Consider the following 26,469-nt stretch of genomic DNA (forward strand, 5'->3'; position numbering starts at 1 on the left):
ACATCCAGCCTGATTTTTCATTATCGTAACCTGCCTCGCGCCAGATTGAGCCGCGACTCGCTCATTTGCATCGCGTTCTGGCTGACGTGACAGTGGGTAATCGCGATAGCCAGCGCATCCGCGGCGTCCGCCTGGGGGTTCGCGGGGAGCTTCAACAAGGTGCGCACCATATGTTGTACCTGGCTTTTCTCCGCGCTGCCAATCCCCACCACCGTCTGCTTGACCTGCCTTGCCGCATATTCGAACACCGGTAAATCCTGGTTTACGGCAGCAACAATGGCCACACCGCGCGCCTGACCGAGTTTTAATGCCGAATCAGCGTTTTTGGCCATAAAGACCTGTTCGATGGCGAAATAGTCTGGCTGGAACTGGGTGATAATTTCTGTCACACCTGCGTAGATCAGTTTCAGGCGTGACGGCAGATCGTCCACTTTGGTGCGAATACACCCGCTGCCGAGGTAGGTTAGCTGGCGTCCCACCTGACGGATAACGCCATAGCCGGTGACGCGTGAGCCGGGGTCAATCCCAAGGATAATCGACATCACGCGTCTCCCGTTAACGGTTTACACGCTCTCATCAGAGAGTCGCTGCAACCTCATCAGAGATTTCACCGTTGTGATACACTTCCTGCACGTCGTCGCAGTCTTCGAGCATATCGATCAGGCGCAGCAGTTTCGGTGCAGTTTCCGCATCCATGTCCGCTTTGGTTGATGGGATCATAGACACTTCAGCGTTGTCTGCTTTCAGACCCGCCGCTTCCAGCGCGTCACGTACCGCACCCATCTCTTCCCACGCGGTGTAGACGTCGATTGCGCCATCATCGAAGGTCACAACGTCTTCTGCACCGGCTTCCAGTGCTGCTTCCATGATCACATCTTCGTCGCCTTTCTCGAAGGAGATCACGCCTTTCTTGCTGAACAGATAAGAAACGGAACCATCAGTTCCCAGGTTACCACCGGTTTTGGTAAACGCGTGACGCACTTCGGCTACGGTACGGTTACGGTTGTCGGACAGACACTCAACCATGACCGCAGTACCGCCAGGGCCGTAACCTTCATAAATGATGGTTTCCATGTTCGCGTCTTCATCACCGCCCACGCCACGTGCGATTGCACGGTTCAGGGTGTCACGCGTCATGTTATTAGACAGCGCTTTATCAACCGCCGCGCGCAGACGCGGGTTAGAAGCCGGATCGCCGCCGCCCAGACGTGCCGCTGTTACCAGCTCACGAATGATTTTGGTAAAGATTTTACCGCGTTTGGCATCCTGTGCCGCTTTACGGTGTTTGGTGTTGGCCCACTTACTATGACCTGCCATAAAAAGTTCTCCAAAAATCGCGCCTTCTCAGGCTGCGTTAATTACAAATTCTTCAATCGCCTGCCGGTTGCTCCACGACTTGGTCAGAGCGGCGGCATCCGCCGCACTTACCCAGCGGTAGGTCAGGTGTTCGGTAAACACAACCTCACGTTCGTGGGGGAGTGCAAGACAGAACCACGATTCCGTATTCCGCTCGGTACCCGGCGCATAGCGATGACGTAAATGGCTAAAAATTTCAAACTCCACCGTGCGCTGACAGTCCTTCAGGGTCAGTTGCTCGCGGGCAACATCAATGGTGACCTCTTCCTTTACTTCACGCGCGGCGGCCTGCAGCGCGGTCTCCCCCTCTTCCAGACTGCCAGTTACCGACTGCCAGAAATCAGGGTCATCGCGCCGCTGCAACATCAGCACCCGCTTCGTGTCTTCTGCATAGATGACCACCAGGACCGAAACGGGCAGCTTATATGTCATATCAGTTTTTCTCTTCCTTCTTCACCACTTCAATGCCCAGCTCGGCCAGAGAGGCCGGGTTAGCAAAACTTGGTGCTTCGGTCATCAGACACGCCGCGGCAGTGGTTTTCGGGAAGGCAATAACATCACGAATGTTATCGGTACCGGTCAGCAGCATGGTCAGACGGTCAAGACCGAAGGCCAGACCCGCGTGCGGAGGCGTACCGTATTTCAGGGCGTCCAGCAGGAAGCCGAATTTCTCGCGCTGCTCCTGCTCATTGATGCCCAGAATGCCGAACACGGTCTGCTGCATGTCACCGCTGTGAATACGCACGGAACCACCGCCCACTTCGTAGCCGTTGATGACCATATCGTAGGCGTTCGCCACCGCGTCTTCCGGTGCGGCTTTCAACTCTGCGGCAGTCATGTCTTTCGGCGAGGTGAACGGGTGGTGCATTGCGGTCAGACCACCTTCACCGTCGTCTTCAAACATTGGGAAGTCGATAACCCACAGCGGTGCCCATTTGTTCTCGTCGGTCAGGTTCAGGTCTTTACCGAGTTTCAGACGCAGGGCGCCCATCGCATCGGCAACTACTTTCTTGTTGTCTGCGCCGAAGAAAATCATGTCGCCGTCCTGCGCGCCAGTGCGCTCAAGGATCGCTTCCACGATGTCCGCATTCAGGAATTTCGCGACCGGGCTGGTGATACCTTCCAGACCTTTTGCACGTTCGGTGACTTTAATATAGGCCAGGCCTTTCGCGCCGTAGATCTTGATGAAGTTACCGTAGTCGTCAATCTGCTTACGGCTCAGTGCCGCACCGCCTGGTACACGCAGCGCAGCTACGCGGCCTTTAGCATCGTTAGCCGGGCCAGCAAATACCGCAAACTCAACGGATTTAACCAGATCAGCAACGTCCACCAGCTCCATCGGGTTACGCAGATCTGGTTTGTCAGAACCGTAGCGACGCTCAGCTTCAGCGAAGGTCATGATTGGGAAATCGCCCAGTTCAACGCCTTTCACGTCGTTCCACAGGCTACGCACCAGAGCTTCCATCACTTCACGCACCTGCTCAGCGGTCATGAAGGAGGTTTCCACATCGATCTGGGTAAATTCTGGCTGGCGATCAGCACGCAGGTCTTCGTCACGGAAGCATTTTACGATCTGATAGTAGCGATCGAAACCAGACATCATCAGCAACTGTTTGAACAGCTGTGGAGACTGTGGCAGCGCGTAGAATTTACCTTTATGCACGCGGGATGGAACCAGGTAATCGCGCGCGCCCTCCGGCGTGGCTTTGGTCAGCATCGGGGTTTCGATATCCAGGAAACCGTGGTCATCCATAAAGCGACGCACCAGACTGGTGATTTTCGCGCGGGTTTTCAGGCGCTGAGCCATTTCCGGGCGACGCAGATCCAGGTAGCGGTACTTCAGACGTGCTTCTTCAGTGTTGACGTGGTTAGAGTCCAGCGGCAGCGCTTCAGCACGGTTGATAATCACCAGATCGGACGCCAGCACTTCAATTGCGCCAGTCGCCATGTCTGCGTTGACGTTTTTCTCGTCACGCGCACGAACGGTGCCGGTGACCTGAATGCAGAACTCATTACGCAGCTCAGAAGCCAGTTTCAACGCATCTGCGCGATCCGGATCGAAGAACACCTGAACGATACCTTCGCGGTCACGCATATCAATGAAGATAAGGCTACCAAGATCACGACGGCGGTTGACCCAACCACACAGGGTTACCTGCTGTCCAACGTGGGACTGACGCAGCTGCCCGCAATATTCTGTACGCATGAGATATCCCTTAATTAGCCGCAGGCTAAATGTCGCCTGGTATGCAGGCTACTATGTCGCAGCTTTCTGTATGTCACAACTGGATGAAAAAAGGCGGCTATTATACTGGAAATTCCGCCGGACGATAAGAGCGAACCACGGCCTGACGGTCGTTTGCTGCACTCTTATTGCGCATTCTCACAAAAATTAACAAAATTATCCGACCGGTAACAGGCCATCACGTCGTATGGTGTAGCGGAAGTGATTAATTTAACTGGAGTGACTATGTTAACACTCGATACCAGCAAAACCGCGCTTGTCGTCATTGATTTACAGGAAGGTATCCTGCCTTTTGCCGGAGGCCCGCACACCGCAAATGATGTGGTCAGCCGCGCCGCTCGCCTGGCGGAAAAATGCCGCACAAGCGGAGCGCCTGTTGTCATGGTGCGCGTCGGCTGGTCCGCCGATTTTGCCGAAGCCTTAAAACAGCCCGTCGATGCGCAGATTGCGGCGCATTCGCTACCGGAAAACTGGTGGACGTATCCGGTCTCACTCGGCAAGCGTGACAGTGATATCGAAGTGACTAAACGCCAGTGGGGCGCGTTTTACGGTACCGATCTAGAGCTGCAGCTGCGCCGTCGTGGAATCGACACCATCATTCTTTGTGGCATTTCCACCAACATCGGCGTGGAATCTACCGCCCGCAACGCGTGGGAGCTGGGCTTTAACCTTGTGATTGCAGAAGATGCCTGCAGTGCGGCCTCCGCGGAACAGCACCTGGGCAGTATGACTCACATCTTCCCGCGCATCGGTCGTGTCCGCAGCACTGACGAGATTTTAAACGCGTTATGATGTATGTGGGCCTGCCCCAATGGTCGCACCCGAAATGGGTGCGCCTTGGCATCACCAGCCTTGAGGAATATGCCCGACACTTCAATTGCGTCGAGGGTAACACCACGCTGTATGCACTACCCAAAGCAGAGATTGTTGAACGCTGGCGCGAACAAACAACCGATGATTTCCGCTTCTGCTTTAAGTTTCCGGCAACCATCTCCCATAACGCGGCCCTGCGTCACTGCGACGATTTGACCGTCGAGTTCTTGAACAGAATGTCGCCGCTGGCAAACCGCATTGGTCAGTACTGGCTGCAGCTTCCCGCCGTCTTTGGCCCACGCGATCTGCCCGCGCTCTGGGAGTTTCTGGATACACTTCCCGGGGAATTTACCTATGGTGTAGAAGTCAGGCATCCTGCATTTTTTGCCAAAGGTGAAGAAGAGAAAGCGCTAAATCGCGGTCTGCTTGAGCGCTCAGTCAACCGTGTGATCCTCGACAGCCGTCCGGTGCATAGCGCCATTCCGCATAGCGAAGCCATCATTGATGCGCAACGCAAAAAGCCCAAAGTGCCTGTTCATGCCATCGTGACGGCTCATCACCCTATGGTCAGGTTTATCGGCAGCGATAACATGCAGCAAAATCAGGAGATGTTCGCCGTCTGGCTGCAAAAATTAGCGACGTGGGAACAGACCACCACGCCATATCTCTTCCTGCACACCCCGGATATCGCGCAGGCACCTGAACTGGTCGATGCTCTCTGGCAGGCCTTGCAGGCTGCGGTACCGTCCGTGGGCAGCGCCCCCGTCATCCCACAACAATCTTCTCTTTTCTGATATCACCCCCTATCATAGTAAAGTGCCATCTGCCAAAAAACAGGGAGTTTGTATGGTCAGCGCGCTGTATGCGGTATTAGGTGCATTGCTACTGATTAAGTTTTCATTTGATGTTGTGCGCCTGAGAATGCAGTACCGCGTTTCTTACGGTGACGGCGGATTTTCCGAGCTACAAAGCGCTATCCGCGTTCACGGCAATGCGGTCGAATACATCCCGGTGGCGTTAATTTTGCTGCTGTTTATGGAGATGAATGGCGCAGAAACCTGGATGGTGCACATCTGTGGCCTGCTTCTGCTTGCCGGCCGACTAATGCATTATTACGGTTTTCACCACCGCCTGTTTCGCTGGCGTCGTTCCGGCATGAGTGCGACGTGGTGTTCACTTTTGCTGATGGTGCTGGCTAACCTTTGGTATATGCCGTGGGAGTTGGTTTTCTCCTTCCATTAGCGCACAATACGCCACTTTATTTTTCCCGGATTTTTTACGTTATGTCAGATCGCGACACGCTTTTTTCCGCGCCTATCGCCAGCCTGGGCGACTGGACCTTCGATGAACGGGTAGCCGAAGTCTTCCCGGATATGATCCAGCGCTCTGTTCCCGGTTATTCCAATATTGTCTCAATGATCGGCATGCTGGCTGAGCGCTTCGTTCAACCCGGCACGAAGGTCTATGACCTGGGCTGTTCGCTTGGCGCGGCAACGCTGTCGGTACGTCGTAACGTTCACCACGAAGGCTGCCGGATCATTGCCGTGGATAATTCCCCGGCAATGGTTGAACGCTGCCGTCGCCATATTGATGCTTACAAAGCCCCTACCCCGGTGGACGTCGTAGAAGGTGATATCCGTGAGATTGAGATCAATAACGCGTCGATGGTGGTGCTGAATTTTACCCTGCAGTTCCTGGTGCCTGAAGACCGTCAGCTGCTGCTGGACAAAATTTATAAAGGGCTGAATCCTGGCGGCGCGCTGGTCCTTTCCGAAAAATTCAGCTTTGAAGACGCCGAGGTTGGCGAACTGCTGTTCAATATGCACCACGATTTCAAGCGTGCGAACGGTTACAGCGAGCTGGAGATCAGTCAGAAGCGTAGCATGCTCGAAAACGTGATGCTCACGGACTCCGTGGAGACCCATAAAGCGCGTCTGCGTCAGGCAGGATTTGAGCATAGCGAACTGTGGTTCCAGTGTTTCAACTTTGGCTCCCTGGTGGCACTGAAAGCGGGGGTTCCTGCATGATTGAGTTCGGCAACTTCTATCAGCTGATTGCGAAAAACCACCTTTCCCACTGGCTGGAAACCCTGCCGGCGCAGATTGCTACCTGGCAGCGCGATCAGCAGCACGGCCTGTTAAAGCAGTGGTCAAATGCAGTGGAGTTTCTGCCTGAACTGACACCTCACCGTCTGGATCTGCTGCATAGCGTGACCGCAGAAAGCGCAGAGCCTCTTTCCGCCGGGCAGACTAACCGCATCGAAACGTTGATGCGAAACCTGATGCCATGGCGCAAAGGACCGTTTTCACTTTACGGTGTGAACATCAATACCGAATGGCGCTCAGACTGGAAATGGGATCGCGTTTTGCCGCATCTGTCCGATCTGACCGGACGTACCATTCTGGATGTCGGCTGCGGCAGTGGTTACCACATGTGGCGCATGATTGGCGCAGGTGCGCATCTGGCAGTGGGCATTGATCCGATGCAGCTGTTCCTGTGCCAGTTTGAGGCAGTGCGTAAATTGCTGGGTAACGACCAGCGCGCACACCTGCTGCCGCTGGGTATTGAGCAACTGCCAGCCCTTAAAGCCTTTGATACCGTGTTTTCCATGGGCGTGCTGTACCACCGCCGTTCCCCGCTGGAGCATCTATGGCAGCTTAAAGATCAGCTGGTCAGCGGTGGCGAACTGGTGCTGGAAACGCTGGTTATCGAAGGTGATGAGAATGCGGTTCTGGTGCCGGGTGACCGTTACGCGCAAATGCGAAATGTCTACTTCATCCCTTCCGCGCTGGCACTGAAAAACTGGCTTGAGAAGTGCGGGTTTGTGGATGTACGCATTGCAGATGTCTGCGTGACGTCAATCGAAGAACAGCGCCGCACCGACTGGATGATTACCGAATCGCTGGAGCAATTCCTTGACCCGGCCGATCACAGCAAAACCGTTGAAGGCTATCCTGCGCCGATGCGTGCGGTGTTGATTGCCACGAAGCCGTAGCCTTTTAGCCGTTGGTGGCCAACGCAGCTGCGGCTTGAAATATGAAGGATAAAAAAAGGCCCCTGTTGAAATTGCAGGGGCCTGGTACAAGCAAGCATCATATTGGGCGACATGATGCGCGGTAAAAATCGGTACGTTGCTACACGTGATGACGCTCAATCAGCGACTTCATTTCCGCAACCGACTCTCCCTCTACACCGTAGCGTGAATACTCATCCGCTTCAGCATCTGTCGACATTGACAACCCTGTATTGCGATAACGCATGGGAGACGGCATCCACTTGCCTGCCGAGCTGTGAAGCTCCTCTACCCCGGCGTTTAAAAACCGTTCCAGATTGCTGGCACGGACACCCGCACCCGCCATTATTATTGGAACACCAGAATGGGCTTTTAGTTCCGTAATTAATTGCAGACCTTTTTCCGCAGAGGACTGCTGCCCCGATGTCAGAATGCGTGCCACGCCCAGTTCAGCAAGCGAATCAAATGCTTGCAGGGGGTCTTTGCACATATCAAATGCGCGATGGAAAGTCACTGCCATCCCTTTCGCGGCATCCATGACCTGGCGCATACGTGGCATATCGACCTGACCGTCTTCATCAAGCAACCCGATAACCAACCCGGGAAATCCCAGTTCACGAACCAGAGTGATATCTTCAAGCATGGCACTGAACTCGCCCGACGTGTAACAAAAATCACCGCCGCGAGGACGAATAATCGGGTGAACGGGAATGGTGACGGCCTGACGGGCAGACTTCAACATACCGTAGGATGGCGTCAGCCCACCCTCTTTGGGTGACGCGCACAGTTCGATGCGATCAGCACCGTGTTTTTGCGCAGTCACGGCACACTCCACGCTGTAACAACAAATCTCCAGCAGTGCCATTTAATCCTCCTGAAATCCCACTAAACAAATTATCATGACACGCCGCCCGTTTTTAGTCCCGGCGTTGACTCACAACTCTCACGCTTCACTGGCAACAATCTGCTCAATGGTCCACGGGTGAAACTTCACGGTGACCTGTCCGTCCGTGACGGCCAGCGTCGGGTTAGGTAAACGCTCGCGTTCGCCTTTGGGTGAACTCGTTTTGACAAAAATCCCCGGTTTGCTTAAGCCTTCATCAGATAACAAGGCCAGTGCACGCGCGTTCAGTGTTTCTGGCTCACCCGGCAGAACAATTTCAATATGCTCCCAGCCTTCGTGCGGATAACGTTTTTCCCCCGGCCACGGCAGTTCGACAACGGTGAATTGCCAGTGCGCTACCTTCACGGGTTCATGCAGTTTAAACAGGCATATTGGGCGACCGTTAATAATGTTCTCAGAGAGCAGCTCACCGCACTGTTCAAAACCTCGACGCCAGCGCTCGGCGGTCGCATTTTGATGACAGCGCAAAGAGATGTGATCCGCTTCAAGCGGTGCGATATCCAGACCAAGGCGGGTGGCAAGTTCTGTGAACGCCTGGGTGAAGCGCGGTAAATCTGCGGAAATATCATGCAGTTCGTCAATGGAATACCAGTTCGCCATAAGTCAGTCTCTTTTCATGTCGCAAAGCCGCTAATTTACTCTGTTGCCCAGTTTTGACCAACCGCAGAATACGGCTTTTTATGACTGCATGATTATGCACGCCTTCTTAGCCTGGATTCTGAACAATCTTCGGCCCGCGCAATGCTGACGCCAGAGGGCATTTGCAGTATACTCCCGCCCTAAATTCTATAACTGGCGCGGGTGGTTGTGAGCCCGCATCAAAAAAGTAAGGTATCCAGGTGAATATTCAGGCTCTTCTCTCCGAAAAAGTCAGTCAGGCACTGATTGCCGCAGGTGCGCCTGCGGATTGCGAACCGCAGGTTCGTCAGTCAGCAAAAGTACAGTTTGGCGACTATCAGGCTAATGGCGTGATGGCAGTGGCTAAAAAACTGGGCATGCCGCCGCGACAACTCGCTGAGCAGGTACTGACGCATCTGGATCTCACCGGTATCGCCAGCAAAACCGAAATCGCCGGTCCGGGCTTTATCAACATCTTCCTGGAACCTGCTTTCCTGGCAAGCCACGTTGACGCGGCGCTGAAATCTGACCGTCTGGGTGTCTCCCAGCCGGAAGCGCAGACCGTTGTGATCGACTACTCTGCCCCGAACGTGGCGAAAGAGATGCACGTGGGTCACCTGCGCTCCACCATCATTGGTGATGCTGCCGTGCGTACCCTCGAATTCCTCGGTCACAAGGTGATCCGCGCAAACCACGTGGGCGATTGGGGTACTCAATTCGGTATGCTGATTGCTTACCTGGAAAAACAGCAGCAGGAAAACGCGGGTGAAATGGCGCTGGCCGATCTCGAAGGGTTCTACCGCGAAGCCAAAAAACACTACGATGAAGACGAAGCCTTTGCCGAGCGCGCGCGCAGCTACGTAGTAAAACTGCAGGGCGGCGACCAGTACTTCCTCGAGATGTGGCGCAAGCTGGTTGACATTACGATGTCTCAGAACCAACTCACCTATAACCGTCTGAACGTCACCCTCACCCGTGACGATGTGATGGGTGAAAGCCTCTATAACCCAATGCTGCCGGGCATTGTGGCTGACCTGAAGGCCAAAAATCTGGCAGTTGAGAGCGAAGGCGCAACGGTCGTGTTCCTTGATGAGTATAAAAACAAGGAAGGTGAACCGATGGGCGTGATCATCCAGAAAAAGGATGGCGGCTATCTCTACACCACTACCGATATCGCCTGTGCAAAATACCGTTACGAAACGCTGCATGCCGACCGCGTGCTGTACTACATCGACTCCCGTCAGCACCAGCACCTGATGCAGGCGTGGACCATCGTGCGTAAAGCCGGTTACGTGCCGGATTGCGTGCCGCTGGAACACCATATGTTCGGCATGATGCTGGGTAAAGACGGCAAGCCGTTCAAAACCCGTGCGGGCGGTACCGTGAAGCTGTCCGACCTGCTGGACGAAGCGCTGGAACGCGCCCGTCGCCTGGTGGCGGAGAAGAACCCGGATATGCCTGTCGATGAACTGGAAAAACTGGCGAATGCCGTGGGTATCGGTGCGGTTAAATACGCGGATCTTTCCAAGAACCGTACCACCGACTATATCTTCGACTGGGATAACATGCTGGCGTTTGAAGGCAACACGGCGCCGTACATGCAGTATGCCTACACCCGTGTGCTCTCTGTATTCCGTAAAGCCAATATCGACGAAAGCGTACTGGCGAATGCTGCCGTGACCATCACTGAAGATCGCGAAGCGCAGCTGGCAGCGCGTCTGCTGCAGTTTGAAGAGACACTGACGGTTGTGGCGCGAGACGGAACACCGCACGTGATGTGTGCTTACCTGTACGATTTGGCAGGCCTGTTCTCCGGCTTCTACGAGCACTGCCCTATCCTGTCTGCGGAAAGCGACGCGGTACGTAACAGCCGCCTGAAGCTGGCGCAGCTCACGGCGAAGACCCTGAAGCTGGGTCTGGATACCCTGGGTATCGAAACCGTAGAACGCATGTAATACAAAAAACCCGGCAAGCGCCGGGTTTCTTTTTTCACACCGTTAACGATAGTTAACGATGACAGCGTTACTCTGAACTTTCAGCGCCGGAATCAAACGCCCTCCACCCGGTACTTCCCAGATAAAACGCAAAGGTTCGATGGCCGGCACGCCATTAAATGCCTGTGTGGTGCCGTTCTCTCCGTCAATTTCCGTGCAGCGAGTCTGAGAGCAGAGACGTACCCGCAACCCTGCTGGCGTTGGGCCAATCAGCCTGTAGTTCCACACCACAAGCCCCATCTGGCCGGAAACCGGCTCAGAGGGCGATAACGGGTTTGATGACATGGCAACCCCGCGATTGCTGAGGGTCACGCCCATGCTGCTCGCCTGCCAGGTCCCTTCCCCGGCAGCCTGCGCCACCAGCGGGAAGAATAAGATCCATAACCACTTACGCATTATTTTCCTCCAATCGTCGCGGTCATGCGGATATGACGGTTATCCGACAACTCCATATTTGACAGCACGACCAGTTGGTTCAGGCTACGACGCAGGAAGCGCGACAGCAGCGGACGCAGCGCATGGTTAACCAGCAGCACCGGCGGTGCTCCCAGCATCTCCTGACGCGCCAGCGCCTCCTGCGTTTGCGCCAGCAGGCGGTCCGCCAGACCCGGTTCCAGCCCGCCGCCACCCTGCAAGGCCTGCAGCAGCAGACGTTCAAGCGGCGTATCGAGACCAATAACCTGCACTTCTCCGGTTCCAGGGAACCACTGCTGGGTAATCGCGCGCCCCAGCGCCACGCGCACCACCGCGGTGAGCTCATGCGGATCGTTTTGTAACGGCGCATGTTCGGCAAGGGTTTCCAGAATGGTACGCATATCGCGGATCGGTACTTTCTCGTCGAGCAGGTTTTGCAACACTTTGTGCAGGGTAGTCAACGTCAGCACGCCCGGCACCAGATCTTCCGTCAGCTTCGGCATCTCCTGCGTGACGCGGTCAAGGAGCTGCTGCGCTTCCTGACGCCCAAACAGCTCTGCCGAGAATTGGCCAATCAGGTGATTAAGATGGGTTGCCACCACGGTACTGGCTTCGACTACCGTATACCCCTGAATTTGCGCCTGCTCTTTTAGCGCACTTTCAATCCAGATCGCGGCCAGACCAAAAGCCGGATCGATGGTTTGCTCGCCTGGCAATGTGCCTGCGGCGGTGCCGGGGTTAATCGCCAGCCAGCGTCCCGGATAGGCATCGCCGCTGCCGATTTCAACGCCTTTCATCAGGATGCGATAGCGCGCGGGCGGCAGGTCCATATTGTCGCGGATGTGTACCACCGGCGGCAGGAAGCCCATGTCCTGGGCGAATTTTTTACGGATACTGCGGATGCGGCCAAGCAGTTCGCCATCCTGCTGGAAATCGACCATCGGGATCAGGCGATACCCAACCTCCATACCCAGCGAATCTTCCAGTTGAACGTCGTTCCAGGTCGCTTCGACAGCCTGGGTGTTCTCCGGCATTTTAACCGCAACAGGCTCGGCTGCCGGTTGGGTTTCACGCCCTCGCATCCACCAGGCAAGACCCAGCAGTGCCGCAGTGAACAGCAGGAACACGAGGTTTGGCATACCTGGGACCAGACCGAGTAACCCCAGTACCGCAGCGGCCAATAGCATGACGCGCGGGTTACTGAAGAGCTGGCCGACCATCTGCTCGCCAACGTCCTGATCGGTACTCACGCGGGTCACAATCACACCCGCCGCCGTGGAGATAACCAGCGCCGGGATCTGCGCGACCAGACCGTCACCGATGGTCAGCAGCGTATAACTTTCTGCCGCGTGGCCCATGTCCATGCCATGTTGCAGAACACCGACCAGCAGGCCACCCACCACGTTGATCACCATGATCAGAATGCCCGCGATGGCGTCACCGCGCACAAACTTACTCGCACCGTCCATGGAGCCGTAGAAGTCCGCTTCCTGCGTCACTTCCGCACGGCGTTTTTTCGCTTCATCTTCCGCGATAAGACCGGCGTTCAGGTCGGCATCAATCGCCATCTGCTTGCCTGGCATCCCGTCCAGCACAAAGCGCGCGCCCACTTCGGCGATACGCCCTGCACCCTTGGTGATAACCATAAAGTTGATGATTACGAGGATCACAAACACCACGATACCGATGGCGAAATTACCGCCTACCAGGAAGTGGCCGAAGGCCTCAACCACTTTACCCGCCGCAGCCGCACCCGTATGACCTTCCATCAGAATGATACGCGTGGAGGCCACGTTCAGCGCCAGTCGCAGCAAGGTGGTAAACAGCAGAATGGTCGGGAACGCCGCGAACTCAAGGGTACGCTGGGTGAACATCGCCACCAGCAGCACCATGATGGACAACGCAATGTTGAATGTGAAAAGCAAATCGAGGATGAATGCCGGGAGCGGCAGTACCATCATCGACAGAATTAGCAGGATGAGAATCGGCCCGGCAAGGATCTGCCATTGGGTCGATTTCAGGTTGCCGGGCAGGCGCAACATTGCCACCAGATTAGCCATCAGTGTCCTTCTCGTTCAAAAAATCCAGCGCTTCAGGCACCGGAAGGTTCTCAGGTTTCACAGGTCGTTGTCCGCCAGCCAGACGCCAGCGCTTCAACTGCCATACCCAGGCCAACACTTCCGCCACGGCGGCGTAGAGTTGTCCGGGGATCTGTTGTCCAATTTCCGCATGGCGGTATAAGGCACGCGCCAGCGGAGGGGCTTCCAGGATAGGTACACGGTGTTCAGTACCAATCTCACGAATGCGAAGTGCTATCAGACCCGCCCCTTTCGCCACCACTTTCGGCGCGCTCATTTTGTTTTCGTCATAGCGCAGCGCAACGGAATAGTGTGTCGGGTTGGTGACGATCACGTCAGCTTTTGGCACGTCTTCCATCATGCGTCGACGGGCAGCGGCGCGCTGCATCTGGCGGATACGCCCTTTGACGTGCGGGTCACCTTCCATCTGTTTGTATTCGTCACGGATATCCTGGCGTGACATGCGCAGTTTCTTGAAGTGGGTATAAAGCTGGAAGATCACGTCAAAACCCACCATCGGAATAATGCTGAGCACCACCAGCAGCGCGCAGAGTCCGACCAGGTTCAGCGCATTGCTCATTGCGGTGAGGGGGGATTCACTGATAAGACGCATCATTTCCGGCCAGTGGTACCAGAGGTAAAACCCCGCTGAACTCCCCATCAGTACCGATTTGAGAATGGCTTTGAGCAACTCCGCCCCGGTCTGCGCAGAGAACATTTTCGCAATGCCCGGCAGCGGGTTCAGTTTGGAAAATTTCGGCTGCAGCGATTTGGCACTAAAGACCAGACCACCCAGCATCACCGGCGAAACCAGCGCGACCAGCACAACCCCTGTAATCAGCGGCAGCAGTGCAACCATCGCCCCTTTTATTAGCTGGATAATCTGGCTGAGGATCAGATTCGGGTCATTGACCATGCTGTGGTCAAAACGTAAGCCAGTAGACAACATTCCCGCCAGTTTGCGGGCGAGCGACTCCCCACCCCACCAGATAATGCACACCCCTACGATAAGGATCAGCAGGGAAGTCAGTTCTCGGGATCGGGGGATCTGCCCTTCCTCACGCGCCTTTTCTAGTCGGTGGGGTGTGGGGGCTTCCGTTTTGTCGTCGTTCTCTTCTGCCACAGTGCATGCCCAACCTATTAAGTCACGGGTATCATGCCAGTGCAGCGAAAATCCAATGGCGGGAAAAGCCCGTTTATTCGGGCTCTTTTCAGTGATTTTGTCGTAAACCGCCTCAGACGGTGTTAACCCTCTGAGGCGGAATGGACAATCAGAAGCCGAGGCTGTCGAGCAGATCGTCCACCTGGTCCTGGCTTGCTACCACGCCCGCTTTGCTGGCGTCGAGCTGTGGACCATTGAGCAGGCTTTCGTTCTCGCGTTTTGGGCGGGCTGCAGGCTCTGGAATATTCTCCAGCAGCACCATCAGCAACTGACGTTCAATCTCCTGGATAACATCCATCATGCGCTTGATAACCTGACCGGTCAGGTCCTGGAAATCCTGCGCCATCATGATGTCCAGCAGTTGTGCGTTGGTGAAGCTGGTATGGCCAGGAACATCCCCCAGGAACTGACGGGTATCGGTAACCAGTTCACGGGCGTCCGCCAGTTCGATCGGATTCTCAAACCACTCATCCCAGCGTTTTGTCAGCGCTTTCGCGCCCTTTTCCATCGCGTCCTGGTGCGGTTGTGACGCTTCAACGCTGTTCAGCGCACGTTCAGCCGCCTGAGCAGTCATCTGCACGACATAGTCCAGGCGATCGCGCGCATCAGGAATGGCTTCCGCCGCTTCGGCAATCGCCTGATCCAGCCCCAGTTCACGCAGGCTGTCACGCAGCATGCGCGTCAGGCTGCCGATGCGTACGATGATATCGCTCGGCGAGTGTTCTTCAACGGGTTTCATAGCAGGTTGCATCATAACCAACACCTCACATGCCGAGTTTCTCGAAGATCTTGCCGAGCTTCTCTTCCAGGGTCGCAGCAGTGAATGGCTTCACCACGTAGCCGCTTGCGCCCGCCTGTGCAGCGGCAATGATGTTCTCTTTTTTCGCTTCTGCGGTGACCATCAGAACCGGCAGAGACGCCATGCCCGCATCTGCACGAATGGTTTTCAGCAGTTCCAGACCATCCATGTTTGGCATGTTCCAGTCGGAGATAACAAAACCAAACCCACCCGCCTGCAGTTTGTTCAGCGCATCAACACCATCTTCTGCTTCTTCAACGTTGTTGAAGCCCAGCTCCTTCAGCAGGTTGCGTACAATGCGACGCATGGTGGAAAAGTCATCCACAACCAAAAACTTAAGCTCTTTATCCGCCATCTAATTCTACTCCTGAGTCAAATACGTATTGCCTGTCCGGCACTGATTTTCGCCAACATCTGCTGGCTTACCTGGCTAAGATCGACCACTTCGCTCACGCCACCCATATTGATGGCCTCGCGCGGCATGCCGAACACCACACAACTTGCTTCATTCTGCGCAATCGTCCAGGCGCCAGCCTGGTGCATTGCAAGCATTCCGGCGGCACCATCGTTGCCCATCCCCGTCAGGATCACCCCAACGGCGTTGCGCCCCGCATGTTTCGCCACCGAATGAAACAGCACATCCACCGACGGACGGTGCCGGTTGACCGGCGGCCCGTCATGAATTTTGATTTGATAGTTAGCGCCGCTGCGCGCCAGCTCCATATGTTTGTCACCCGGCGCAATATACGCATGCCCCGGGAGCACGCGTTCGCCGTCTTCCGCCTCTTTCACGCTGATCTGACACAGCTTGTTCAGACGTTCAGCGAACGAGCGGGTAAAGCCAGGCGGCATATGCTGAGTGATCAGAATACCCGGACTTGAAAGCGGCAATGGCTGGAGTACATGACGAATTGCCTCTGTTCCCCCGGTTGACGCCCCAATCACCAGCAGTTTTTCCGAGCTGAGCAATGGACCCGCCTTCAACGTTGTAGGTGCAACCATCGGTTTGTGAGCGGCGAGTTTCGCTCGCGATGCGGTACGGATCTTCTCAGCGATCATCTCGCTGTAGGCCAGCATTCCTTCACGAATGCCGAGCTGCGGTTTGGTGACAAAATCCACCGCCCCTAACTCCAGCGCGCGCAGCGTGATTTCCGATCCTTTTCCCGTCAGGGAGGAGACCATCACCACCGGCATCGGGCGCAGTCGCATTAATTTTTCCAGGAAATCTATGCCATCCATGCGCGGCATCTCGACATCCAGCGTTAGCACATCGGGGTTATATTTTTTAATTAAATCCCGCGCTACCAGCGGATCCGGCGCTGTTGCCACCATCTCCATGTCGCTGTGGCTATTGATGATTTCAGTCATGATCTGGCGCATCAGCGCCGAATCATCGACAGACAATACCCTGATTTTACTCATGCTTTTTCCTTACTCAGCGCATATACCGTTTGCCCACGCAGGCTAAACTCACGCACGAGGTTGCTGAAGTTTTCCGAGTGCCCGGCAAACAGTAAACCGTCAGGCTTGAGCAACGGAACAAACCGACGCAGAATGTCCTGTTGCGTCGTTTTATCAAAATAGATCATGACGTTACGGCAAAAAATAGCGTCAAAAGGTCCCGGCACGTTGTACTGCTTATCCAGCAGGTTAACGGGCGCAAATTCGACGCAGTTCGCCAGTTCCTGGCGTACGCGTACCAGGCCTTCATGTGGACCGGTTCCACGCATGAAATAACGCTGTAGCTGTTGCGGTGACAGCGTTTTCAACTCATCCTGGCGATAAACACCGTTACGCGCCTTCTCCAGTACCTCGGTGTCGATATCGCTGGCGTAGACTTTCCAGCGTCCGGGTGCCATGCCCAGGGTATCGGCAAGGGTGATTGCCAGCGAGTACGGCTCTTCACCCGTCGAGGCTGCCGCGCTCCAGACGCGATACTCCCCGGTTCGGCGACGCGCGTGCTCTGCCAGGACCGGGAAGTGGTGCGCTTCACGGAAAAACGCCGTCAGGTTCGTGGTTAATGAGTTAATAAAAGCCTGCCACTCGGCGCTGTTCTGGTTCGCTTCGAGCATGCTCAGATAGCGACCAAAGTCATCCAGCCCCAGCGTACGCAAGCGCCGCACCAGACGGTTGTAAACCATGTCTCGCTTATGATCCGCAAGCACGATCCCCGCACGCTGGTAGATTAACTGACATATCCGACGGAAATGCGCGTCGGACAGCGCGAGGCGCTGTGTCATCTGCAACAATAATGACGTTTGCCCGGAGGGCATTGGTGATGTCATAGCGCCTTCTTAATTACATTCAGGATACAACTGGCACGGCCTGCGACCGCCCGACTTCTGTTACTGCTTCAACGTGCTCTTTCACATTAAATACCGCGACCAGTCCGGTGAGATGATCCGCCTGGCTGGCCAGCTGATCGGTTGCCGCTGCCGCTTCCTCAACTAACGAGGCGTTCTGTTGCGTGACCTGATCCATCTGACTGACTGCCTGAGCAACCTGCTCAATCCCGCGACGCTGTTCGTCCGACGCCGAGGCAATTTCGCCCATGATGTCGTTCACCCGCGTGACAGAGGTGACGATCTCGTGCATGGTTTGTGCCGCCGTATCGACCAGCGTAGAGCCCTGCTGGACGCGTGAAACCGACTCTTCTATCAGCACCTTAATCTCTTTCGCCGCGTTGGCACTGCGGCTCGCCAGGTTACGCACTTCACCCGCCACCACCGCAAAACCACGACCCTGTTCACCGGCGCGCGCCGCTTCGACAGCGGCATTGAGCGCCAGAATGTTGGTCTGGAACGCGATACCGTCAATCACGCTGATGATGTCACCAATTTTCTGCGAACTGGTGGCAATCTCCTGCATGGTGCTCGCAACATGAGACGCCTGATCCCCACCCTTTTTCGCCGTCATTGCTGCCTGTTTCGACAGGTCAGACGCCTGACGCGCGTTATCGGCGTTCTGACTTACCGTCGCAGTCAGTTGCTCCATACTGGCTGCCGTCTGCGCCAGCGAGGCCGCCTGCTGCTCGGTGCGGGACGAGAGATCGTTATTGCCTGCCGCAATCTCTGAAATCCCGGTGTGCATGGCATAACTGCCCTGACGCACATCGGATACCGTTTCCCGCAGCGATCCCTGCATCGCCTTCAGGCTGGCAAAGATCGCCGAAATTTCGTTCTTGCCATAAACCGCCACCGGACGCGCCAGATTCCCCTTCGCAATACTGTCGAAGTGGCTGCTGATAATCGCCAGCGGCTGCACAATCATTTTGCGCGACCAGATCAGTGCCCCGCCGGTCAGCAGCGCCGCCAGAATCACCACCACGGCAAAAATCACGCCGGACATGTGGTAGCTCATTCGACTGTCTTCCCCAGCGCGTTGAACAAACTGGTTAATATCCTGCTGCCACGCGTTGAAGCTGCCATCAAACGCCGCCTGAGACGCCTGAACCGGTGCGGTCATAAAATCTGACAGCTGGTTGTTCTCAAGCCAGGTTGCCTGGTGGTCCAGATCGCTGTACCACTGTTCAAAGTTCTTTTTCATGGCAGCCTTTAGCGTTTTCTCTTTCTCGCTAACGGCTTCCTGCGCCGTAAAGGCTTTAAACTGCCCGTCTGCCTGTTTCAGGCTGTCACGCGCGGTCGCCATCAGCGCTTTGATGTCATCCGGCGGATAACTCAGCGCGGTTAAGGTTCCCGCCTTATTCAGCGCAGTGCTTGCCTGCAACAGCACGGCACGCGTTTGTGCCAGTGTGGAGCGCTGCTGATTACTCGCCTCAACTTCCTGCAAATTCTGATAGCCATCGCGAAACGCCCAAAAAGACAACCCGTTACTGCCAACCTGCAACACACCGCAAAGGATCAGAATCAAAAACAGTGTGGTCGAGATACGAATACGATTTAACATCCACGCTCCCATCAAGCGGCAAGCAGCCGCGGTTTAATTGTCAGTCAAAATGTTTCCCAGTTTTCATCTTGTCCGGTCGTCGCAGCACGGGTACGGGTTGCCGCTGATTCTGCAGCGGGCACACGATAGGTGGCTTGCGGGGTGACCGTGTTTCCAGCGAGTGAAGCGAGACGAAACGCCGAGACGGCCATCTTCAGACGGCTCGCCTGGTCTTCCAGGGCAGCGGCCGCCGCAGCGGACTCCTGCACCAGCGCGGCGTTTTGTTGTGTCACGCGATCCATTTCCGATACCGCCAGAGCAACCTGGTCGATACCACGACTCTGCTCGTCAGATGCAGAGGCGATTTCACCCATGATGTCCGTTACGCGAGTAACAGCATTCACGATGTCATTCATGGTTTCCCCGGCACTTTCTACCAGCACGGAGCCGGTATCCACGCGGGAAACGGAATCTTCAATCAACGCTTTGATCTCTTTCGCCGCATTGGCACTGCGACTGGCGAGGTTACGCACTTCACCCGCGACCACGGCAAACCCACGCCCCTGCTCGCCCGCACGTGCCGCTTCCACGGCGGCGTTCAGCGCAAGGATGTTGGTCTGGAAAGCAATGCCATCGATGACGCTAATGATGTCGGCGATTTTCTTCGAGCTGTCGGCGATTTCGTGCATGGTTTTCACCACGCCATCCACCACGCGACCACCACGTTGCGCCGTCTCAGAGGCACTTTCAGCCAGTTGAGAAGCCTGACGGGCGTTATCGGCGTTCTGCTTCACGGTCGCGGTAAGTTGTTCCATGCTGGCGGCCGTCTCTTCCAGGGCGGATGCCTGCTCTTCAGTACGGGAAGAGAGATCGTTATTCCCCAGCGCAATTTCGCTGGTGCCGGTATAGATAGCCTCCGACCCGTTTCGCACGTTGGCGACGGTTTCAATTAATGAACGCTGCATATGGTCAACGCTGTTGGCCAGTTCGGTGATCTCATTGCGCCCGGAAACGGTCAGCGTTTTGGTCAGGTCGCCTCCGGCAATTTCACGAATGTGGGCAATGACGCGACCGAGAGGGTTCAGCAGGATATGGCGAATGCCGTACCAGACCGCGACCAACACAATAACCAGCGCCAGCGCCATCACGGCCATCTGCCATTTCGCAAAGCGATAGTCATTCTGGCTTTCGGTAAAGGCCGAGTGATACAGATCGCTACTGACCTTCGCATATTCCCCCAGCGCCGCGCCAAGTGCGTTTTGCATCCCTTGCGTTGGCTGTGCGAAATAGGCGTCCATGTTGCCGCTTTCCAGGAACTGAATCAGCTCCGTCAGACCGGCATTGTAGGCGTTGTATTTTTCGTCAATATTCTGGCTCACCTGCTCCATGGCAGGCTGCGGGGTGATCTTTTTGAAGGCGTCGTAATGTTTTGCGGCGTCAGCGAGAGTAGCACGGGCATTTTTCAACAGATCGGTTTTCGCGCTGCTCTGCTGATTATTCGGATCCATCATCATGCGCGCGGACGAGCGGCTCAGATTGATACGCGTTTGCAGCATCAGATCCCACGTCGACGTGAGTTCACTCTGCTGCAGGCGGAGATCGTTCGAGGCCGCGAAACTGTCCTGGTTCTGTTTTAATGACGAGAAAAAAAGCCCGCCGGAGATGAGCTGAAGAAGTGCGAAAATGACCAGCACCATCATGAGCATTGTGACAACGCGGATACGGTTCAACATACAACACCTTCTCATAGATTTATTAACGGTGTTATCGGCACTGCCCACAGGAACTTTACATTTGAGAAAGGGAAAAGCGCGGGGTTAAAACGCCACGTCGACAATCAGCGTATCGGTGTAGGTTCCGGCGGGGGGCGTGGCCTGATTGGTCAGGACTTTCGCGGTGTAGTTGTAGGTGCGCAGTAAACCATCAGTACTGACCTGCGACGATACCGCGCTGGACCAGCGCTCGCTGCCGCTCCCCCCCCAACGGTTACTGGTGGCTTCTTTATAGATGTCGTAGCTCATAAAGTTGCTACCATTCACCATACGCCGCACGTTGTTCAGCGCGTTGGCACCGTTATTGATGCCGATGGTATACGAACTTCCTTTGGTACAGGTGACGGCAATCGCCTGTGAGACGGTGGGGAAACTTTGTACCAGCGGCGCGCTGTTGAAGCTCACGTCCGGCGTGGTCATCGCGCTGCAGTCATTGGTGACGGTCATATCTAACAGGATGGTGGTTGTCGAGGTTCCCGTCTGATTGATTGTGCAAATGCCGAGCGCGCCCACGGAGCACACGCTGTAGTTAATGCTGAAGGTTAACTGCACCTGATATGGCCCGGCAGTGACGTTTTGCCCGGCGACGGTGCGAAAATAGAGCGGAATGTTGTACTGCTTTGACCCCAGTAGCCCCAGCAAGGTATTCCCACTCCAGGTATACGATTTACTTATCTGTACCTCGCTGCTGCTTGCGCACCCCGATAGACCGCACAATCGCGTGGGGATCACGTCCGTAATGGCCGCATTATCCGTCCGTTTCATGGTGGCCCGACTGCTGCCCGAGACCGATGCCGAGCTATAGGTCAGCGTCACGGAGTCGCTGGTCAACAGATTCAGTATGGCATCGCACGCCACCACCAGCGTGCCCGTGGTTTCGACCTCTCCGCTTCCGCCGAGTGCGAACGAGGTAACGCTACCAAACGACGCATTGACCGTGCTGATGTTACACGCCGCCCAGCCGCTGCCAGAGAACAGCAACAACATCAACAGCAGCATGCGTTTCACTGTTCCTCCCGACAAACCAGAGGACCGTAGGTTTGCAGTTTGTGTTGCGGATTGGCACTCACCGTCATCGTGACCGAGCAGTGCTTTCCGTCAGGGGTGATAACGTCGAGCGGGTTCACATCACTGAGATTTTCCAGCCAGGCGATACCGTCATACCCTACCACCGCATTGCTACGCGATGCGCGTCGGACCTGGCTTCCCACCGGAATAGCCTGTCCCTGCGCATCATGCAGAATAACGCTCGCCACCCGCTCCTGTTCCATCGGGAAATCGACCAGGTAGCCGCTATGGCGGCGGATCGCAATCCGGCGTTCGGTCTCTTTCAGCCGGGTATCCGCAGGCAAATTCAGCGTATCAATCCGGTAACTGGCCGGATAATACGCCGACACCCCGCTCACCAGCAGATAACCGTTGTTATTGGTTTTACCGACGGGCTGGTTCTCGTAGCTGACCGGGACATCCGGGTGACCATCGGTACTGATGACCACAAAGGCATCGTTGATCTTGTTGGCCGCAAACAGCTCGCCGTCCATCAGAACAATCGCCCCCATCGCCTCGCCCCACCAGGTCATGTTGTCCTTTTCACCATAACCGCCTCCCTGTAGCTCAATGTTGTTATTGCGCCAGCCCAGCGTTCCCTGCTGATAGTCACTGGCTTTCGACTGGTTAGCCCATGCCATGTTCCAGCTAAACCCGCCGTCGGAAGGCATCGAGTGGTTATAGTTGATGCGCTGCGTGCTGCCCGCATCCGGGGTGTTTTCGAAAGTGACGGCGGCGCTGTCACGCGCCCCCAGCGGCACCTGCAGCGACAACGCCACCGTCCAGTCTCCCCGCTGCTGGTCCCGGCTTGCCGCCAGATAAATACTGCTCGCACCCCACAGATTACGGCTCCAGGAGAGATTCAGCAGCTCGGTTTTTTGACTGTCGAAGCTCTCTACGCCGATCCAGGCTGCGCCAATATTGCCGTACTGCCCCAGATTAAAGGTGAGAGAATACTGATCCGTATTGCGACTAAAACTGGCGATGGGTTTGTCATTTTCGTCATAGACCGTCGGCTGGTCGTAGAGAGCCAGATTGCCAAAGCCGCGATCGCGCCGCGTGTGCTGGGTTGCCACGCTAAACTCGCTGGTGCTGTACTGGTAACCCCAGTTGATTTGCCCGCCTGCATCACCGCGCATGCGGCTTTGCGAGTAAGAGGTATTCACCACGCCAAACTGTCCGAGTTTAACCACAGTGCCAGCGCCCCCCAACGCCAGCTCTTGTGCCCCTTCCGCATGCCCCTCCAGCGTGAGCCAGTCCGTCAAACCATAACGATATGAGCCGCTGCCTGCCGCAGGGCCGTAGTCAAAATTCCTGATGCCATAATTACGCCGCAGGCTTCCGAGCGTCACGGCCCCGTCGCTCAGGCCTTGTTTTAACAAATCACTGGTGACATAAAACGGTAGCGTGGTACTTACCTGACGACCCAATGCATCGGTGGTGACCAGTACCGCATCCCCAGCACCGTTGATATAGGGCAGATTAGTCAGCGTAAATGGCCCCGGCTGGAGCTGAGTTGAGCCGGACCGATAGCCATTAATAAAGAGATCAACCGAGGTGGGTACCGCGGCTTCTCCCGAAAATTCGGGTAGCGGCCATGTGACCAGGTCCGGACGCAGGGAGAAATCCCGTCCGTAACTTATCCCGCCCATACGCACGCTGGTACTCCAGCTCAGGGCGTCGCTGATCACATCCCCGGCACTCCAGGAAATCGCCTCATCCTCATTTGTGAATAGCAGAGTGGTGTCATAGCGGACATATCCTTCCTGCTGACCATTATTCCCGGTGAAATTTTCCCGGGCGTAGCCGGTAGAGGAAAACGAGCCGTTCTCGTTAAAGTAGCGGAATTCGTGCCAGAGCGACGCCTGACCACCAAGATGTTCCGTGTGGTTGGTGTAGAGATCATAATTCAGCAATGCCCCGCGTCCAAAGTGCGGTTTGCTCTGCGCCGTTTGTGTGCTGAACGGCGTAACGCGGGTCGTGACCCAGTCGCGGGGAACGGTCAGCAATAACCGTTGCGCAGCGCTGTCATACTCCACCCTAACCTGAGAAAGCGAAGAGAGATTAACGTCCCCGGTTGGTACATGCTCAGGGGGAAGCCCTGCGCGTAACAAATCTGCGCTGGAGATATAGAAAGCGCCTTTACGTTGCGTCACAGGCACCACCAGACCGGTATCGTAGTGGTTCAGCACGAGGGCGAGCTGGAAGACCGCCTCATCATTGATCGCCTGAGCCTGGGGGGGCGGCGGTAAACTGTCGTCGCCGGTTTCAGCCCAGGAAGTGGTACTGACGCAAAGCAGTATCATCATCGCCGGTTTCAGTTGACGGGCGTCGACTGCCATTGTGCGTCCCTGGCATTAATTTGCGCACTCATCCGGTCTGGCTGGCGAACCCCGGCGGGTATTGGCCAACTGCGGGTGCTGCCGGGGAGAACGTAACCCAGTAGTCCATCCGCTACCGTGTGTTTCCGACCTCCCTGCTCCAGCGCCACCTGGCTCAGCCTGACATGGACATCACCCCGATTTCTGACCTCCAGCGCAGGCTGCCCCTCCGCGCGCGTCACCCGCCAGCTCAGGTTTTGGGTTTCCGCCAGCGCGTGATGCGCGCCTTCTTTGATGGTCGGGATCCCCTGTCCATACACAAACAAAGGGATGGAGTAACGCATCTGCAATTTGAGGCCGATGGCAGGTTCGGCTTTTGTATCAGGCTGAGGGATTTCATCTACGATAATGCGGTAAGCCTGTTCGACGCCAGCGGGAACAGAAGCCTGTTTGATAAGGCGAATAAGCTGCTTGCTGCCAGTACCAATCGTGACGATGGGCGGGCTGGCGACCACGTCCTGCTGCGAGGTATAACGCTCGTGTCCGTCCTCCTGCTTCCAGCGCACGATGCGGACCTGCATCGTCGTGGCGCTGTTTCCCTGATTCTGGATCCACAGTTCCGTGGCGTTGGCGTCTGCAGCAAGCCACGGATCGATCGGCCAGAGCAGAATAGTCGCCGCCGCCTGCACCTGGCCGGTTACCGCAGCCATACCCAACGCACCCGCCAGACATACCGGTCTGAAAAATGGCTTCATCAACACTCTCCCTTTATTACCATGACAAGGTCACGGTGAGCTGATCGGAATAGGTTCCTGCCGGGCTAAATCCGGTCAGTAGCGCCACGCCAAAAAGCGGCAGCGCGATGTTATTGCTGTTGGTATACGTCACCGGTATCGCCTGGTTTACGCCAATTTCGCTGTTCGCGGCCAGCGAGCTGCTGCTGTAGAGCCGGTACGGCACCAGTTCTGTTCCACCGGACCGCTTCATCCGACGCACGGATGAATAATTTTGACCGCCATTAATGCTCATGCTCAGCGCCACGCCCGGCGTACAGGCGATAGACAACGCCCCGTTTGGCACAAAGCTGGTGCTGACCGGCGCGCTCTCGACGCCGTTATGGGTGCCAAAATCCAGCGTACCGAGAAGCCCTCCGCTGCCGGTGACCACCGCGCATCCCGGTACTATCGTCGCGCTGACCTTAAAGGACTGTGATGTCACCGCGTCCGCAGAGGGCATCACGAGCAATCCGACAATCAGCGCGAAAAAAGGCTGCACGCGTCCCTCTGCGCGTTTGCGCAGACCTGTGAGAGTTGCCTTCATGGCGGTTCGGGACTAATAGGTGACGCTGACGTTAATCGTGTCGGTGTAGGTTCCCGGGACGACCGTCACGCTGTTACCACCGCCGGTAATACGCCCGTAGAGGGTGTAGCTATCCACGCCTCCGGCCGTAGAGGCGATCGGCAACGCGGCGTTATTGGCAATCACGGTGTTAAACCCGCTGTCGCTGTACAGGCTATAAGCCACGCCCTGTGCCGCGTTGGCTGTATTAACCAGATAGCGTTCAGGCGTACCCGGCGAACCGACAACGGAGCCGGGCGCGGTGGAGTGGGTATTACCGGTGATCGCGACCGTATAGCTTGCGGTCGTACATTGAATGGTGAAGGTGTTTCCGCCGCTGGCGCCGCTCAGCTGCGTCGTAAGAGTGGAAAAGGTAGCCGGATGGGTACCGAAATCGAGCGTACCGAAGTTAATGCCACTTTGCGCGGGCGATCCGTTTATCAAACAACCGTTTGTCAGCGTCAGCGTCGCGCCGATGGTGCCGCTGCTGGTAACGGCCAGCGCCTGATGGGCCGTTGTTGCAGTCAGTAAGCTGCCTGCGCAGATCAAAAGGAGTTTTCTTTTCATTTACCACCCTCCAGAAGACGTCTCCGTTCCCTTGTCGCATTTTATTTTTGTCGTTCAAGATGTTAGCCCCGCTTAAGGTTCCTTTGAGGGGGTTATTGAGAATTTAGTTTATGGATATCGCTTCTACCACCTGCCCCATGACG

At 55.9% G+C, this 26,469-nt stretch carries 26 protein-coding genes; 6 read left to right on the plus strand and 20 right to left on the minus strand.

Annotation, left to right across the window (positions count from 1 at the left end):
• Window positions 1–20: 20 nt before the first annotated feature.
• Genes ruvC through aspS form a run of 4 tightly spaced genes read right to left on the minus strand, consistent with a single transcriptional unit; the run spans window position 21 to window position 3,562 of the window.
• Window positions 21–542: a crossover junction endodeoxyribonuclease RuvC gene (gene ruvC, locus ACLHV9_RS14300; RefSeq protein ID WP_014832404.1), complete on the minus strand. Its 522-nt coding sequence runs from the start codon at window positions 540–542 to the stop codon at window positions 21–23.
• 34 nt (window positions 543–576) lie between these two features.
• Window positions 577–1,317, minus strand: a complete 741-nt coding sequence (locus ACLHV9_RS14305) for a YebC/PmpR family DNA-binding transcriptional regulator (RefSeq protein WP_028018629.1) — start codon at window positions 1,315–1,317, stop codon at window positions 577–579.
• Window positions 1,318–1,344: 27 nt separating this feature from the next.
• A complete protein-coding gene (nudB, locus tag ACLHV9_RS14310; RefSeq protein WP_028018628.1) occupies window positions 1,345–1,788 on the minus strand; it encodes a dihydroneopterin triphosphate diphosphatase in 444 nt (147 codons plus the stop codon).
• A gap of 1 nt (window position 1,789) precedes the next feature.
• Entirely contained in the window at window positions 1,790–3,562 is a 1,773-nt protein-coding gene (gene aspS, locus ACLHV9_RS14315) for an aspartate--tRNA ligase (protein ID WP_028018627.1), read from the minus strand.
• 264 nt (window positions 3,563–3,826) lie between these two features.
• On the opposite strand from aspS, the gene ACLHV9_RS14320 reads away from it, so the two are divergent.
• The 5 genes from ACLHV9_RS14320 to cmoB are packed head-to-tail and all read left to right on the plus strand — an operon-like array spanning window position 3,827 to window position 7,409.
• Window positions 3,827–4,393, plus strand: coding sequence for a hydrolase (locus ACLHV9_RS14320; protein WP_028018626.1), 567 nt, complete (start codon window positions 3,827–3,829; stop codon window positions 4,391–4,393).
• Window positions 4,390–5,208: a DUF72 domain-containing protein gene (locus tag ACLHV9_RS14325; protein WP_407220690.1), complete on the plus strand. Its 819-nt coding sequence runs from the start codon at window positions 4,390–4,392 to the stop codon at window positions 5,206–5,208. The genes ACLHV9_RS14320 and ACLHV9_RS14325 overlap by 4 nt, the downstream gene beginning before the upstream one ends.
• 52 nt (window positions 5,209–5,260) lie before the next feature.
• Window positions 5,261–5,656: an MAPEG family protein gene (locus tag ACLHV9_RS14330; protein ID WP_028018624.1), complete on the plus strand. Its 396-nt coding sequence runs from the start codon at window positions 5,261–5,263 to the stop codon at window positions 5,654–5,656.
• A 41-nt stretch (window positions 5,657–5,697) separates the two neighbouring features.
• A complete protein-coding gene (gene cmoA / locus ACLHV9_RS14335; protein ID WP_028018623.1) occupies window positions 5,698–6,441 on the plus strand; it encodes a carboxy-S-adenosyl-L-methionine synthase CmoA in 744 nt (247 codons plus the stop codon).
• A complete protein-coding gene (cmoB, locus tag ACLHV9_RS14340) occupies window positions 6,438–7,409 on the plus strand; it encodes a tRNA 5-methoxyuridine(34)/uridine 5-oxyacetic acid(34) synthase CmoB (protein ID WP_028018622.1) in 972 nt (323 codons plus the stop codon). The genes cmoA and cmoB overlap by 4 nt, the downstream gene beginning before the upstream one ends.
• Before the next feature lie 139 nt (window positions 7,410–7,548).
• On the opposite strand, the gene cutC is transcribed toward cmoB, so the two are convergent.
• Window positions 7,549–8,292, minus strand: coding sequence for a copper homeostasis protein CutC (gene cutC / locus ACLHV9_RS14345; protein WP_108089677.1), 744 nt, complete (start codon window positions 8,290–8,292; stop codon window positions 7,549–7,551).
• A gap of 78 nt (window positions 8,293–8,370) precedes the next feature.
• Entirely contained in the window at window positions 8,371–8,931 is a 561-nt protein-coding gene (locus tag ACLHV9_RS14350; RefSeq protein ID WP_028018620.1) for a VOC family protein, read from the minus strand.
• A 239-nt stretch (window positions 8,932–9,170) separates the two neighbouring features.
• On the opposite strand from ACLHV9_RS14350, the gene argS reads away from it, so the two are divergent.
• The gene (gene argS / locus ACLHV9_RS14355) at window positions 9,171–10,904 is read left to right on the plus strand and encodes an arginine--tRNA ligase (protein ID WP_108089676.1); all 1,734 of its coding nucleotides are present in this window, start codon (window positions 9,171–9,173) and stop codon (window positions 10,902–10,904) included.
• A gap of 42 nt (window positions 10,905–10,946) precedes the next feature.
• Here argS and ACLHV9_RS14360 read toward each other — a convergent pair whose 3' ends face one another.
• The 14 genes from ACLHV9_RS14360 to ACLHV9_RS14425 form a co-directional block, all read right to left on the minus strand.
• Window positions 10,947–11,339, minus strand: a complete 393-nt coding sequence (locus ACLHV9_RS14360; protein ID WP_049006633.1) for a flagellar protein FlhE — start codon at window positions 11,337–11,339, stop codon at window positions 10,947–10,949.
• Window positions 11,339–13,417, minus strand: coding sequence for a flagellar biosynthesis protein FlhA (gene flhA / locus ACLHV9_RS14365; protein WP_028018617.1), 2,079 nt, complete (start codon window positions 13,415–13,417; stop codon window positions 11,339–11,341). Before flhA ends, ACLHV9_RS14360 begins: the two co-directional genes overlap by 1 nt.
• On the minus strand, window positions 13,410–14,558 hold the full coding sequence (flhB, locus tag ACLHV9_RS14370) for a flagellar biosynthesis protein FlhB (RefSeq protein ID WP_028018616.1): 1,149 nt from the start codon (window positions 14,556–14,558) through the stop codon (window positions 13,410–13,412). The genes flhA and flhB overlap by 8 nt, the downstream gene beginning before the upstream one ends.
• Before the next feature lie 148 nt (window positions 14,559–14,706).
• A complete protein-coding gene (gene cheZ, locus ACLHV9_RS14375; protein ID WP_008500432.1) occupies window positions 14,707–15,351 on the minus strand; it encodes a protein phosphatase CheZ in 645 nt (214 codons plus the stop codon).
• A 10-nt stretch (window positions 15,352–15,361) separates the two neighbouring features.
• A complete protein-coding gene (cheY, locus tag ACLHV9_RS14380; RefSeq protein ID WP_000763862.1) occupies window positions 15,362–15,751 on the minus strand; it encodes a chemotaxis response regulator CheY in 390 nt (129 codons plus the stop codon).
• 17 nt (window positions 15,752–15,768) lie between these two features.
• Entirely contained in the window at window positions 15,769–16,818 is a 1,050-nt protein-coding gene (locus ACLHV9_RS14385; protein WP_108089675.1) for a chemotaxis response regulator protein-glutamate methylesterase, read from the minus strand.
• Window positions 16,815–17,681, minus strand: a complete 867-nt coding sequence (cheR, locus tag ACLHV9_RS14390; protein ID WP_028018614.1) for a protein-glutamate O-methyltransferase CheR — start codon at window positions 17,679–17,681, stop codon at window positions 16,815–16,817. The genes ACLHV9_RS14385 and cheR overlap by 4 nt, the downstream gene beginning before the upstream one ends.
• Window positions 17,682–17,700: 19 nt before the next feature.
• Window positions 17,701–19,302: a methyl-accepting chemotaxis protein IV gene (tap, locus tag ACLHV9_RS14395; protein WP_108089673.1), complete on the minus strand. Its 1,602-nt coding sequence runs from the start codon at window positions 19,300–19,302 to the stop codon at window positions 17,701–17,703.
• 44 nt (window positions 19,303–19,346) lie between these two features.
• Window positions 19,347–21,014 (minus strand): methyl-accepting chemotaxis protein II, encoded by a 1,668-nt coding sequence (gene tar, locus ACLHV9_RS14400; protein ID WP_049006624.1) that lies wholly within the window; start codon window positions 21,012–21,014, stop codon window positions 19,347–19,349.
• Window positions 21,015–21,098: 84 nt separating this feature from the next.
• A complete protein-coding gene (locus tag ACLHV9_RS14405; protein WP_108089672.1) occupies window positions 21,099–22,061 on the minus strand; it encodes a spore coat protein U domain-containing protein in 963 nt (320 codons plus the stop codon).
• On the minus strand, window positions 22,058–24,442 hold the full coding sequence (locus tag ACLHV9_RS14410) for a fimbria/pilus outer membrane usher protein (protein ID WP_108089671.1): 2,385 nt from the start codon (window positions 24,440–24,442) through the stop codon (window positions 22,058–22,060). Before ACLHV9_RS14410 ends, ACLHV9_RS14405 begins: the two co-directional genes overlap by 4 nt.
• Window positions 24,418–25,176 carry a molecular chaperone gene (locus ACLHV9_RS14415; protein ID WP_028018609.1) on the minus strand — a complete coding sequence of 253 codons (759 nt, stop codon included), beginning with the start codon at window positions 25,174–25,176 and terminating at the stop codon, window positions 24,418–24,420. The genes ACLHV9_RS14410 and ACLHV9_RS14415 overlap by 25 nt, the downstream gene beginning before the upstream one ends.
• Window positions 25,177–25,192: 16 nt before the next feature.
• Window positions 25,193–25,741, minus strand: coding sequence for a spore coat U domain-containing protein (locus ACLHV9_RS14420; protein ID WP_108089670.1), 549 nt, complete (start codon window positions 25,739–25,741; stop codon window positions 25,193–25,195).
• A gap of 12 nt (window positions 25,742–25,753) precedes the next feature.
• Entirely contained in the window at window positions 25,754–26,326 is a 573-nt protein-coding gene (locus ACLHV9_RS14425; RefSeq protein WP_028018607.1) for a spore coat U domain-containing protein, read from the minus strand.
• Between the last annotated feature and the right edge of the window lie 143 nt (window positions 26,327–26,469).

Origin of the sequence: Enterobacter sp. CPE_E890, assembly GCF_046521475.1 — a bacterium.
In the GTDB taxonomy this organism is placed as follows: Bacteria; Pseudomonadota; Gammaproteobacteria; order Enterobacterales; family Enterobacteriaceae; genus Enterobacter; species Enterobacter adelaidei.